General features: G+C 63.9%; 11 protein-coding genes and 1 pseudogene. 6 read left to right on the top strand and 6 right to left on the bottom strand.

Annotation, left to right across the window (positions count from 1 at the left end; translation table 11 throughout):
• Window positions 1–223: 223 nt before the first annotated feature.
• Entirely contained in the window at window positions 224–1,534 is a 1,311-nt protein-coding gene (locus tag DI276_RS06805) for an AlbA family DNA-binding domain-containing protein (protein ID WP_112262425.1), read from the top strand.
• Between the two features lie 340 nt (window positions 1,535–1,874).
• Here the strand turns inward: DI276_RS06805 and DI276_RS06810 are convergent, their stop codons facing one another.
• On the bottom strand, window positions 1,875–3,632 hold the full coding sequence (locus tag DI276_RS06810) for a hypothetical protein (RefSeq protein ID WP_112262426.1): 1,758 nt from the start codon (window positions 3,630–3,632) through the stop codon (window positions 1,875–1,877).
• 259 nt (window positions 3,633–3,891) lie between these two features.
• Here DI276_RS06810 and DI276_RS06815 point away from each other — a divergent pair, with 259 nt between their 5' ends.
• Together DI276_RS06815 and DI276_RS06820 are read left to right on the top strand one after the other, a co-directional pair.
• On the top strand, window positions 3,892–4,794 hold the full coding sequence (locus DI276_RS06815; RefSeq protein WP_157984555.1) for a hypothetical protein: 903 nt from the start codon (window positions 3,892–3,894) through the stop codon (window positions 4,792–4,794).
• A gap of 161 nt (window positions 4,795–4,955) precedes the next feature.
• On the top strand, window positions 4,956–5,300 hold the full coding sequence (locus tag DI276_RS06820) for a hypothetical protein (RefSeq protein ID WP_112262428.1): 345 nt from the start codon (window positions 4,956–4,958) through the stop codon (window positions 5,298–5,300).
• Window positions 5,301–5,565: 265 nt separating this feature from the next.
• On the opposite strand, the pseudogene DI276_RS06825 reads toward DI276_RS06820, so the two are convergent.
• Window positions 5,566–6,078 (bottom strand): annotated as a pseudogene (locus tag DI276_RS06825) (IS21 family transposase); the annotation flags it as partial.
• A gap of 380 nt (window positions 6,079–6,458) precedes the next feature.
• On the opposite strand from DI276_RS06825, the gene DI276_RS06830 reads away from it, so the two are divergent.
• Window positions 6,459–6,713 (top strand): DUF7662 domain-containing protein, encoded by a 255-nt coding sequence (locus DI276_RS06830; RefSeq protein ID WP_112262429.1) that lies wholly within the window; start codon window positions 6,459–6,461, stop codon window positions 6,711–6,713.
• 74 nt (window positions 6,714–6,787) lie between these two features.
• Here the strand turns inward: DI276_RS06830 and DI276_RS06835 are convergent, their stop codons facing one another.
• On the bottom strand, window positions 6,788–7,240 hold the full coding sequence (locus DI276_RS06835) for a hypothetical protein (protein WP_112262430.1): 453 nt from the start codon (window positions 7,238–7,240) through the stop codon (window positions 6,788–6,790).
• Window positions 7,241–7,442: 202 nt separating this feature from the next.
• On the opposite strand from DI276_RS06835, the gene DI276_RS06840 reads away from it, so the two are divergent.
• Together DI276_RS06840 and DI276_RS06845 are read left to right on the top strand one after the other, a co-directional pair.
• Window positions 7,443–8,333, top strand: coding sequence for a hypothetical protein (locus tag DI276_RS06840; protein WP_157984556.1), 891 nt, complete (start codon window positions 7,443–7,445; stop codon window positions 8,331–8,333).
• An 11-nt stretch (window positions 8,334–8,344) separates the two neighbouring features.
• On the top strand, window positions 8,345–9,448 hold the full coding sequence (locus tag DI276_RS06845; protein WP_198680496.1) for an NAD-dependent epimerase/dehydratase family protein: 1,104 nt from the start codon (window positions 8,345–8,347) through the stop codon (window positions 9,446–9,448).
• A gap of 903 nt (window positions 9,449–10,351) precedes the next feature.
• Here the strand turns inward: DI276_RS06845 and DI276_RS06850 are convergent.
• From DI276_RS06850 to DI276_RS06865, 3 genes are all read right to left on the bottom strand, one after another.
• Window positions 10,352–10,627 carry a hypothetical protein gene (locus DI276_RS06850; RefSeq protein WP_112262432.1) on the bottom strand — a complete coding sequence of 92 codons (276 nt, stop codon included), beginning with the start codon at window positions 10,625–10,627 and terminating at the stop codon, window positions 10,352–10,354.
• Between the two features lie 546 nt (window positions 10,628–11,173).
• Complete coding sequence (locus DI276_RS06860; RefSeq protein WP_112262434.1) at window positions 11,174–11,512, bottom strand: hypothetical protein; 339 nt, start codon at window positions 11,510–11,512, stop codon at window positions 11,174–11,176.
• A gap of 160 nt (window positions 11,513–11,672) precedes the next feature.
• A complete protein-coding gene (locus DI276_RS06865; protein ID WP_157984557.1) occupies window positions 11,673–12,689 on the bottom strand; it encodes a hypothetical protein in 1,017 nt (338 codons plus the stop codon).
• Window positions 12,690–12,816 lie beyond the last annotated feature (127 nt).

A 12,816-nucleotide genomic window follows, 5' to 3' on the forward strand; every position in this document is an offset into this window, starting at 1 on the left:
GGCACGAGCATGAACACGCTGAGCCAGCGATGTGGTGCACTCCCGCATGCCAATTAGGCCATCAGCTTCGCCGGTGACGCTCAGTAGGAGACCAACACGCGTCTGCACCAGTCGTCCCCGCACGTCGGACGCACGCCGCCGTCCTGTCGAGCCGAGCAGCAGCAGCTGTCAGTCCGTCGACGAAGGCACGGATGCCGTAGTAGCGGTCTCGTAGTATCCGGCGATGCCGATCATGTGGTCACGCATCCACGCTGAGCTCGGAGAATCACCCACCGCCTTGACTCACGCGATGGTGGATCGTGCAGTGAGCCTGGGTATGGCCGAGACCGACGATCTTGAGTGGAAACGGGCACTGCCGCAGGGTCCGGACAAGAAGTTGGAGGAGTTCGCCAAAGACATCGCGGCGATGGCCAACACCGGCGGCGGCCTGATCGTGTACGGGGTAAGCGAGGACGCCGACGAACGGGCGGATGAGCTGCTGGGCGTCGTCAACGGCAAGTCGGAGCGTCAGACCCTGCACGGGTACGCGGCGCGCTGGGTCCGGCCGCTCATCGGTGATTTGGTGATCGATTCGCTCGACGACGGCCGAGGCGGACCAGGCCTGATCGTCGTGTTCGTGCCGGCCAGCCCGGAAGCGCCGCATGTGGTGGTCTACGAGAATCAGCGGATGGCTGTGCCCTACCGATCCGGGCCGCACACGAACTGGATGTCGGAGCACGAACTGGAGCGCGCCTACCGGGATCGGTTCGCCCGGCGTATCAACGACCGGGCCGCGCTGGTCGCGTTGATCGATGGGTTGAAACCGGAGATCGATCAGGACAAGGGGGTATGGCTGGTGCTGGTGGCCCGACCGGTCCTGTCCCCACCTCCGCGCACCTCGAAGCCTGATCGGCAGAGCGCCACCAAAACGATCCTCGACGCCAAAGCCCTGGCCGGGATGTTCCTGGGTGACACATCGTGGTTTCGGAAACTGCTAGGGCTCTCCGATGCTGTGGTGGCGAACCCACGCACTGGGTTGCGGCGGTGGCGGTTTCGTTCGCACCGCGTCGATGACAATCTCCACGGCTCGGCCATGTGGCCGGTGGTGGAGTTGCACCATGACGGCGGGGTCGCTCTCGCGGTCGAGCTGACCAGCACAGTCCGGGTGTCGAAACTCTACGACGCCAAGAAAGCCGAGACCGCTGAGGTGTACTGGGTGCCGGTCAGGTTTATGGATCTGCTGGTCGGAGCAGGTATTGCGCTGGCCTCGACACATAATCGCGCATTGGGCGTTTCTGGAACGATCATGGCGCGTGCCGAACTGCTGACCAGCGGTTCGGTGTCCGGTCGGCACCTCATCGCCATCGAACAGGTACATCCAGACAGCAGCTCGTTCGAGCGTGTTGGTGGTTCCGTGCCGGTGCGGGTGCCCGCCGCAGTGGAGGCCGAGTTCGCAGCGGATAGTGACGCGACAGCTCTACATGACGCGGCCCGACAGCTCGCGGAAGACCTCAACCACCAGTTTGGCAAGCCCACCTGCAGTCTGCATGGATAGACGTGCGTCCCGGCAATAGGGCTGAGCTCCAGGATTGCGATCTGTCGATGCCCGATCCGCCCTGATCCATCTGCGCGGATCCGTCCTCGACGGCATCGTCGCGGTGCCGGTCGGCGCTGGCGATGCCGTCCCGCTCACCAGCCGCGACCACACCCCACGAACCTGTTGACTGACCGAGGCTACTGTCCGCACCTGTCAGCGGCCGGCCCCTCCGCGGAACGGGTGCGTGCGTCAGAGCCTCGTAGTCGCTCTGACGCACGCACGATCCCTGTGTTCTCAGCCGTCTCCGGGTTTGACAGGTTGCACCGCGTTCGATGCGAGCAGCACCGACGGACGCACGTCAGACCAGGGAGTGTTGCGCGTCTCCGATCTCTTTGTGCTTGCGGCGCGGGGTGCCTTTGCCACGCGCAGCTGACGGCGGGTGATCGAGTACGCGCGCTGCCGCACTGGTCACGGCCCTGAGCGCGGTCACCGACTTCGTTCTCCTGGCCAAGAGCAGACTGACCGTGCCAGACCCCAGGCCGAGCAGCACTCCGGACGCGACCGTCGGGCCGGGACCCGTTCCCGCCAGAAAGAACCCCGCCCCCGCTCCCACCAGCACAAGTGCCAGCGTCATCGTCAGAACCAACGCCGATGCCTTGGCGAGCACACGCCGCGGTCGCTTCTCGCTGAAATCGACGATGACCGTGATCTGCGGCCCTGTGACGCCACGAACCCTCGTCACTGCCGGCACGGCGTTCCGTGTGGCCCCGACATTGTGCGTGACCGAGAGATCGTCCTGGGGCCTGATCAGCGTCAGGTTCGCGTCGTCGCCGCACAACAACTTCCACAGCTGCGGAGAGGCCGGATGTACGAGCGGAACCACGGTCACCGCGATCTCCGCGAAGGACAGCGATGACTCGCGCAGCCGCTGGAAATGCGCCTGCAGCTCCTCAGACGACGCGAGCAGCTCGCTGACGGCGTCGAATCCGAGACGCGTGGTCGCGAGCAAGTCGCTCACGACCAGGATTCGATGCGGTTCGTTGGCGTCCGCCGCGAACGCCAACGCTGAGGCGAGATTCTCCGTTCTTTCCAGAAGGTGTGATGCGTCCAGCGGCGGCGAGCAGTTCTGACCTTGAACCACCTGTGGTCGCGATTCTCCGGCCCGATCCTGCAAGGACGTGGCCAGGACGCCGGCAACGATCGCGTCTCTGCATTCGTCGAGCAAACGCCGCGAGGGCGAGTACTCCAGCGGAATCGGACTGGTCTGCCGACCGTCGACAGCGGTGATGACCACTTCGCTCAGGACGATTTCGCTCAGCGGCACCTCCTGCACGACGAGGTCCTCGGCCCAGGCGATGACCCTGTCAGCGGCCGCGTCCGCCGACATTCTGACGCAATCCACGATCACCACCACGGACTGCGAGAACTGCCGCCACACGCTGTCGACCGCAACCCGCACGGCGCGGCCCACCTCTTGCGTGGTTTCGACGTCGGGCTCACGGCGGCCGTACGGCATCGCCACGAATACATGGGTTTCCTGCGGAGCGCTGAACGTGAGCCGCTGTGCCACGGCCTGCGGTTCCGCAACATCGTCGAACTGCGGGGAGAGCGCTTCCTGCCACCTGTCCGTGCCGACCATCCGCAGAAGCGTCTGAGCGGCGTTGTTGGCGGTGATGATGCCCGCGCGCAGATCGGAGACCTTGTCTGCCATCCCGTGGGGCACGTCGTCGTCGAACTCGACCGAAAGCCAGGTGTCGATCTGGTCCGCGAGCTTGCGAGTTTCCGCCAGCAGGAAGTTTCCCGCTGCGCCGAGAAGCTGGTTGATGGTGTGCTGTTCCTCCGGAGTGATCTCCAGGGGCAGTGCGAGACGGCTTGCGGTGGCGGCGGTGTCGTCCAGCGAGCCGAACAGCCACAGCCTGAACTGGTACCAGCGGTGAGACGGCGCCTGCGACGGCGGAATGGTGGCGGCTCGGTCCTGCCTCAGCCCGAGAGTCAGGTGGACCGTGTCCAGGGCGATTATCGCGGCGACTCCGGTCCTGTGAATGACCAGCTGCGCCGCCAGGGCAGGTAGCCTGCCGAGCGGGCCGTACTGAGTCGGTTCTGTCTCGTCGAGCATGCTGCGGATTATTGCCGTCGAATCAGCGGCTGTGTCAACCCGAAACAGCAGGATTCATGAATCTGACGACTCGAAGACCCCACGCAGACAAGATTCATGAATGGCCTTGGTTTCAGGTCATTCGAGTCCTAAGGTCCCCGCCATGGCCGAGACTGAGGACCCCCGCGCCGGCGCAGGAGACGTCGCAGTGGAGCGCAAGCTGGAAGAGTTTTCAGAACTGTTTCGTTCCGGATTTGTGCTGGTGGTTCACGAGTCAGGCATGGCCTGCTCAAAGTTCGCACAGACGCTGGTCAGGCAGTGTGAAGACCGGGCGATTCGGTGCGACGTACTGGCCGTCGAAGAGGTCGGTGACCTAAACACGCTGCTCAAGTACACAGCGCTGTTCCTCGTGTCGCCCGCGCCAGCCGAGGGCACCGAAGGCGATGAAACTTTCGCGCAGCTCGAAATGATCTACGCCTTCTACCGAGAACGGAAGCCACAGGGCCTGGACTCCATGCTCACCGCGGGCCATCCGTGGTGGTTCGCCGGCCCCGTGCACGTGTACCTGCTGGGGCGCGGCTCCAGAGACGACAACCCCTTCCCAGCCCTGGCCCTCGACAAGCCGTGCGTGGTGCGCTTCTTCGCCGACGAGAAGTCGCTCGGCGACATCTTCGAGGACTACTGCCCGCCGACCGTCCAACCGGACTTCGACCCGAACCAGTACCTGCTGGAAAACGGCGTCAAGTACTGGAAGCTCGTCCGCGACTGGGGCGTCCAGACCCTCGCGGAGTCCGACGCGATCTACGGCGTGATCGAGACGCAGCGCGAGTACTACAACGACCCCCGCTTCCCGACGTTGAGCAAGCCGCGCGAGAGCCTCAAGCACCGCAGCAACCGACTCGACCAGGTGCTCGAAGACCCGCAGATGAAGCTCGCCCATGGGGACTTCAAGCGGACCGACTTGGAGTCGATCAAGAAGGCGCGCAAGGCCTACCAGGAGTCGGGCGCCAAGGTCGTGCGCGAGACGCTCAAGGTGATCAGGACGAAGTACCCCCACGTGACCCGTCCCGATGAGCGCACAAACACCAAGGACAACCAGAAGGCCTTCAAGGACCTCTACGACGCGGTCGCTGCGCTGCGCGGACTCCCGCCCGCCGTACGTGAGCAGATAGCCAGGTCATGATCCATCCAGGTCATGAATGACTGGATTAATTCATGACTCCAGTCATTCATGACCGCCACGCATTAATGATTCATGAATGCGTTTCTATTAATTCATGTAAAACTGCTCCATTCATGCATTTCAATGCTGACAGCCGCGCTCTTTGCTGGCACAACGAAGATATGTCCACAGCGAAGAAGAACAGCATCGAGAAGTACGCCGAGCGCGCGCTCCTGGCCGTCGAGGTGACCAACGAGACCCTCGCGGTCTTCGACGACCAGCCCTGGAGCATCCCCGCCCAGCTGGCCCTCTTCACGCTCAAGCTGATCATCCTGATGTACCTGAAATCCGCCGCGGACCACGAACCGCAGCCGGAGCCCGACCGCCGCACGTCCATCACAGACACGGTCGAGATCATCGAGCTCGTGGACGAGACTGACCACGAGCCGACCACGAGCATCGACAACACCGCATCCACGCCAGACACCGACGACTCCGCGGACCAGCAGCAGCCAGACCCCCAGTAGTCGTTCGTCGAAGCCCGCGCCAGCTCCTCCGCCTGGCGCGGGGCTTCGCGTCGGTCCAGTTGACGACGCCGACGGCCGGGTCCCCGGCTGACGCCGCGAGACCCGGTCCCGTGAGGGCTGCTAGCCCGACGAGAACACGCGACCCGTGGAACACGCGGCTGTGCCAGTCGGTTGGACACAACGCGGATCTTCCGGGAGCTCTACGAGAGCATCGGCGGCAACAACGGGGCGTCGGAGCCGGCCCACCCGGCGGCCGAGATGCCGCCCAGGGCACCGAATACAACGACTTCCCCACCCGGACGTGAATGTCCGGGCCGATGGTGCCGGTCGACCAAGTGACGAGCACGAAACTCTTGCGGGGCAAGGGCATCAGCTCGAAGGCTTCGACCGCGTCGAGAACCGACAGCGGTGCCGCCCCGCCCAGCGGGCGGCACTGGCGACGCCCGGCGACGTCCTTGCACCAAAGCACAGCTTGTTCCTGCATGTGTTGCAGGGAAACGAATTCCCGGCCACGCCAATAGGAGTCTCGGACATAGGGCATGGGGCGTTCCACGCGTGGCTTGTCCTTCGGCTTCGCCGCCCGCGCCGGATCGACCAGGGTGCCGTAGTGCTCGGCATACGAGCGGTTGATCTTCGGGTCGTAGGGGTCCGGCTTGTCCACCCCGGTCTTGAGGTTGTCCGGCACCAGCCGGGCCGGCACCCCGCCGAAGAACTCGAACGCCGCCACGTGACACTCGGTCCACGCACGCTGGTCCATGGTCAGCACCGGCCGCACGAAATCTTCGAGCGGCACAGGGTTGATCAACAAGTACGAACCGCAGCAGCTGGGCGGTGTTTGGCACCTCACAGGGTCGGTGCCGTCCGGCAGCGTGAGTACGCGCTGAAAGCGCACCGCATCGAGGTGACCCACCAACTCACCCGGCTCGGGACGGTCGGCGACCTTGTCCAGCAGCACGATCCCCGGATTGCAGTCCCCGAGCACCGCACGCCGCCCGGACTGCGCCGTCTCGACCATGATGAACGACGCCACGGGCGCGCTTCACGACTTGAGCGCGCGAGCAGGAGGTATGAGCGCTGAAGGTGTTTCGCGGCTGGTGGCTGTGCTGCACCATTTCCTCGGACGCGTGACTCCGCGGTGATGAGCAAGGAGATGTCGCAGTGGCAGGCAAGTACGAGCCGTTGACCAGTCACCTGGCCGCTCTGGCTGAGGCTGGCCGCGAGGATGTGGAGCTCGACTTCGTGGAGATCGCGGACATGGTGGGTGGCCTCCCGCCGACCGCGTACCGATGGCAGGCGTGGTGGGACAACGACGCGAGTGGCACACACACGCAGGCTCGTGCGTGGCGCGGTGCTGGCTGGGCTGTCGCGAAGGTTGACCTTGCAGGTCAGAGCGTTTCGTTCACGCGCGCATGAGCGACCACGCACCGAGCACTCCTGACGGCCCTGGGTGGCCCTGCTCTTCTTGCAGGGCCACACGTTCACCGTCTCTACTGGACGATTTGCCCCGTTGCTGTGAAGTAATAGCTGTGCTGCCCTGCGGCACCGTGCGCGTCATTGATCGCGTCGGCGACGGCCATCTTGTACGCGCTGACTACCGGGGGAGAATCAGCCTCCTCGCGTGAGCCGACGGGGCACGCATAGGTGTTGTCGATGACCCAGTAGTAGATGCGGTCCACAGGTACGCCGTGCCAGCGGACGTCTGCGATCTGCAACTCAACGTTCCAGTCGCGCTCGGTGGCCCAGTCGAAGGTTCGCTTGTTGCCTACCTCGTGGGGGTCGGCGTCCAGGCCGTACGCGATGCTCAGAGCAACTTCGCGTTCGCTCACGAGCAGGTCGCTGTAATTGCGCAGGTGCCACGCTTCGACTTCATCGTGGTCGGCGATCCGAGAGACGGTCAGGAGTGCGGGCGATACCGGCCCGGAGCTGGCGCCCCAGCCCAACAGGCGGTTCCACTCGCTGGACTCACTGTCCGTTACTAGCTTTTGATCTCTTGCAGCGACGTCATGTGACGGACGTTACGCCGCATGGTCCCTTCTGCCTCGCACTGACGCACCGTGTAAATCCGGTGCACCTACTCCGAGTGTTGCGGCACTATGTACTCCTTCTGTCGCAACAGCGATACGACATAAGGAGGCTGCTTCCGTGCTTGAGCTGCGAGCAATCGACGCGCTCCACATGGCGTACACCGACCTGCGCAACGCATGGCGGGACACCCTCCAGGACCGGCGCATCGGCGAGAACCCGCCGAGCAGTGAGCGCTTGATCGGGCCTGAGGGTTCTCCCATCACGGGCAAGGAGCTGCTGCTCCACGGCGCTGAACTCATGGCGGTGGACGCGAGCAAGAGCGTCCTGCACCACTTGCGCTGCCTCACGAAGATGTACCGGGCGGACGACGGCGAGCCCGGCGGGTACCTCGACAGGGACGAGTGGCCGGGCACCGGCGCCTACTCCGCCGCCCGCGCCTTGCTCGAGGGCGCCGCCATGACCACGTGGCTGATGGCCCCTGGCATCGACCTGGACGAGCGGGTGCTCCGTGCCAGCTTGACCGGTCTCTGGTCCGCCAACGAGGACCGCCGTCCTCCCTCTCCTGACCCGGACGTGTGGAAGCTGGAGGACTGGAAGAAGGCGGTGACGAGCTGCGGCCTGGAGGTGCACGAAGCCAAGTGGAAGCTCGGTGTGAAGCTCGGCGGCAAGGTGAAGTACTTCGGCCAGACCGACATGATCAGTGAAGCGTTCGGTCAGCCTGGGAGCACCCTCTACAGGGAGTGGAGCGGGGTCGCGCACCACGCCGCGTGGGCTGTCGGCGACCGGTCGGTCTACGAGATCGCCGAGGACGGCGGCGGCGTTCACAGCCACACGAAGATGGGGCAGAAGTGGCACGCCTTCATGGCGGCCAACGTCGCGGAAGTTCTCGTGTGGGCCGGTGAAGCCATGGCGGGGTACTGGGCGCGGGACTGCGATGGCCTCACGACGGTCTGCGAGCGGACGGCCGAGGTCATGCGCGACTGCGGGTCTCAGCTCCCCGACGCCTGACTACGCCGGGGGTGCGGCCGGTTTCTACCAATCAACCGAGATCAGGCTCTGAACCCCCTTCAACTCACGGAATCGAGCCGCATCAAGATGGCCGATATGCGACTCCTAATCCTTGGTGCACGCACTTCCTCGGCCGCGCGGTCGTCTCGGCCGCGCTCGAACGTCAGCACGACGTGACGATCTTCCGACGCGGCACCTCAGGTGAGGACCCGGCCAACGTGCACTCGGTGCGCGGCGACTACACCGACGTGCGCGACGTAGCCCGGCTCGAGGACCACGGCCCGTGGGACGCGGTCGTGGACACCCTCGCGTTCGTGCCGCGCGAGACGCTCGCGGTCGCGCAGGCGCTGAAGAACTCCGTCACGCGCTATGTCGTGATCTCGACCGTATCCGCGTACGAGGGCTGGCCGATCGAGCCGCTCACCGAGTCCTCGGCCGTGCTGGAGTGCCCGTCCGACGCCGGACCCGGCTACGGCTTCGACGGCAACCCCGGCCCGTCCACGTACGGGTTCGGGAAGGCCGGGTGCGAGCGCGCCGTCATGGAGACGTTCGGCGCGTCCCGGTCCGCGATTCTGCGTCCCGGCGTGATCCTCGGCCCGCATGAATACGTGGGACGTCTGCCGTGGTGGCTACGTAGGCTGGAACGCGGCGGCCAGGTGCTCGCGCCCGGAAACCCTGGCCGGCCAATTCATCCGGTGGACGTTCGTGATGTCGCGAACTTCGCGCTGACCTGCGCTGAAGGTGCCACCGGCACGTTCAACGTGACCGCGCCAGGTACCGAGACATTCCAGGACTTCTTGGATGCATGCGCGGAGACGGTCGGCGCGAATGCCGAGCTGGAGTGGGTGCCGGACGAGTTCCTGGTGTCGCAGGGCATCCGCCAGAGGACAGAGATTCCTTTGTGGCGCGCGTACGCGGGCGCATGGGCGGTGGACTCTTCGGCGGCTCGGGCCGCCGGTCTGACCACGCGGCCGATCGCCGAGACCGTGCGCGACACCTGGGAATGGCTGACCGAGGAACAGCCGGAACTCGACAACGAGCGTGTCGCCGAGTTGGGCATCGCGTCGGAACGTGAGGCCGAGGCACTTTCCGGACTCAAAGAGCTGGAGAGATGATGTTGGTTATAGCGGCAGCTTTTGTGCTTTTTCTCATTGTCTCATCAGCCCTTTTCTATTACTTCCTGAGAACACGGTTGAAGCAGAGTGTTGCGCTGGCGATAACTATGCTCGCCGTTTATGTGTCTGGCATGACTCCTATGGGGGCTCGTCCTGTAGAGCTTGCCTGGGATGAGCTGTACGCTTCCGGAAAGCAGGAGGCCCGCCCGAGCGATGCCGCTCCCTCCAGTCCTGTAACCCCGAGTGGTGCACCTAATCCTGAGCCTGAGGTGATCAGGCCTGGCTGGGGGCCTCTAAGGTCGATGTACTCGGAGAAAAACCCTGCTCCACACGTGACGATTAATTCATTATCTGACAACTCCTCCTACGGTGATGAGCGCGTTTTTCTTTACGGTCAAGAAGCTCAAGGGAGACTGTATAGGCGGAGGACCCGGCGAGTGGGGAAAGTCCGTATTGGTAGGACCAGGCGACGGCGTGGCGTTTCGGGTTCTCTTTGAAAATTCCGTTGCTGACAACCTGGACGTTGACGGCTCACATACAGCCACAGGTCTTCGGCTGCGATTGATCATTCCGCATGTAGTCGGCGATTTCGCAAAGAGTTCCGGAGGGCAGCGCAACATGCATGCCCTGATTGACTCAGATAACGCTACGCCGAAAACCGTCTGGTCGACTACCGTTGTATCGTCGGCGGAGCCGGTAAAGCTATTGCTGAATCTACGGCACGCTACCTTGCATAACAATCATTTCAAGGGGCGTGAAGGAACCCCCCTTGGAGACGCCGCGTTTCAGTCGTCTGGTGTCCTCCTTGGTTATGATTCGCTGGATGGCAGACTAAGAGCGGGCTATCAATACTTAGGGTTCGCGTATTTCTGTTTCACAGTTTCTCGGTAGCTCTGGGATGAATCAGTGGTCACTAGGATCGATTGCTGGTCGAGCCGAAGATCGAGCGTGTGCCAGGGTCGTGAAGTCCTCGACCTGGTCGCCGAGCCGTGCGGCTTCGATCGCGAGCTGCCGCCGCGATGGCTTCGGCGTGGCGTGGACGGCCGGACCAGAACGTGACGGTGACTTGTAAGGCACGTGCCTGGCCTGGAGTGACGGGTGGTCGATCACGCTGCGGTATGTGTGCGCGGCCCGTGCCTGTTCCTCGGCGACGTCGGGGTGTGCGACGTCCCAGCTCACCGAGGACAGCAGGCCGCAGACCTGCCCGGCGATGAGGTACAGCTCGGCCTGCTGGCGTGGCTTGTGGGTGCGGCCGGGTAGCGTGAGCAGCCGGCCGGTGGCCGGGCTCAGCCTGAACGCTGTGTAGGTGCCCTAGTGGGTGCACGACGTTTTGACCCGCGACACCGTGGCTGCGGCGATCGCCTTGCCATTTATAGGGATTCTGGTTTTGTCTTCCTAAAGTAGGATCTGGCCCACTTTGGTGATCAGAATGTGCCCTGAGCTCGCCAGCGTTAGTGGCGGCCCCCGACCTGAACCCAGGCGAGTATGCCGGATGCGGTCACTGCCATGGCCGCCGCCCACCGCCGCCCTGACGGCCTTCGAAACCGCCGTCACCGGCGTGACCGGCCTGGCACCACCCGGCCAAGGCGGCGACTGGGACGAGCAACGACCGTCTCAACCGGCGCAGACCGGCATCCACGCCATCGACGATCAGAGGCTGGATGCGCGGACATGCAAATAGCCCACGCCTGGCGAGAAGACCGGCGTGGGCTTGGACCTGACGCGCTACTGCTCAGGGCGGGACTGCTCGTTGGCGGGCGGGTCGTCCGGATCCGACGTCCGTTGCGAGTCGGTCGCAGTCTCCTGCGCGTCCACCGTCGGGGCTGCGGCGTCCGCGGTGGAATGCGAGCCCGCGGCCGCAGGGTCCGATGCAGGCTCTGGCTCGTGCTCGGCGGCGGACTTGAGGTAAATGAGGATCATCAGCTTGAGCGCGAAGAGGGCGAGCTGGACGGGAGCACTCCAGGGCTGGTCCCCGAAGACCGATAGGGCCTCGTTGGCCATCTCGACGGCGACGAGCGCTTTCTCGACATTGTTCTCGATGCTGTGCTTCTTAATTGCGGTCATATCTCCGTTGTGCCACGGAGATCGCGTTCTGTCAGCACTGGAATTCGTGAATCGCGCAGGTTTACATGATTCTGCAGAGCGTGTTTCATGAGTCATTAATTCGTGCGATTATGCATTATTCTGATCATGAATGACTCGGGTCATGCATGACCCGAGTGGATCATGATTCGGCGACGCGGTAACGCATGTCGGCAGGGAGTGTGTGCAGGGCGAGCGTCGCGTCGTAGAGATCCTTGAAGGCCTTCTGGTTGTCCTTGGTGTTTGTGCGCTCATCGGGACGGGTCACGTGGGGGTACTTCGCCCTGATCACCTTGAGTGTCTCGCGCACCACCTTGGCGCCCGACTCCTTGTAGGCCTTGCGAGCCTTGCGCTTCGCCTCGTTGTCGCGGAGTTGGTGTGGTTCCAGGTCATCGTCATCGAACTTCTGGTCCGGGTTCTGTAGTACCTGGTCAAGCCGGTTGCCCTCGCCGGTCTTCCGCGGCTTACTCAACTTCGGGAAGATGGGGTTGTCGTAGAACGCCCTGCGTGCCTCGATCAGCTCGTAGATCGCGTCGGACTCCGCGAGGGTCTGGACGCCCCAGTCGCGGACGAGCTTCCAGTACTTGACGCCGTTTTCCAGCAGGTACTGGTTCGCGTCGAAGCCGGGTGGGAAAGGCGGGGGGCGGTAGTCCTCGAAGATGTCGCCGAGCGACGTGGGGTCGGTGAAGTAGCGCACCACGCACGGCTTCTCCTGGGCGGGGAAGGGGTTGACGTCGTCGGGGCCGTACCCCCACAGGTACGCGTGAACGGGGCCAGCGAACCACCACGGGTGGCCTGCGGTGAGTATAGAGGTCAAGCCTTGCGGCTTCCTCTCGCGGTAGAAGGCGTAGACCGCCTCGAAATGCGCGAGGACCGCGGCATCCTCGGTGCCGCCGGTCGGGGCGGGCAGCACGAGGAACAGCCCGGTGTACTTGATCAGTGCCTCCAGGTCGTCGACCTGCTCGATGGGAAGCATCTCGCATCGGATGCCTCGATCTTCACACTGCTTGATCAGGGTTTGCGCGTATTTCGAGCAGGCCATGCCCGACTCGTGAACCACCAGCACCAAGCCGGAACGAAACAGTTCTGAAAACTCATCCAGCTTGTGCTTCACTGCGGCGTTTCCTGCGCCGACGCGGGGGTCCTCAGTCTCGGTCATAGGCCGGGACCGTAGGGGTGGTGCGCCCGAACTCCAAGCAGAATCATGAATCCCGTATGGACGAGATCCATGGATGCTAGATTCATGAATGGGTTGAAAAGCCGAGGGTTCGGCGGCAACAATCCGT

Origin of the sequence: Lentzea terrae (genome assembly GCF_003265345.1) — a bacterium.
GTDB lineage: Bacteria > Actinomycetota > Actinomycetes > Mycobacteriales > Pseudonocardiaceae > Lentzea > Lentzea terrae.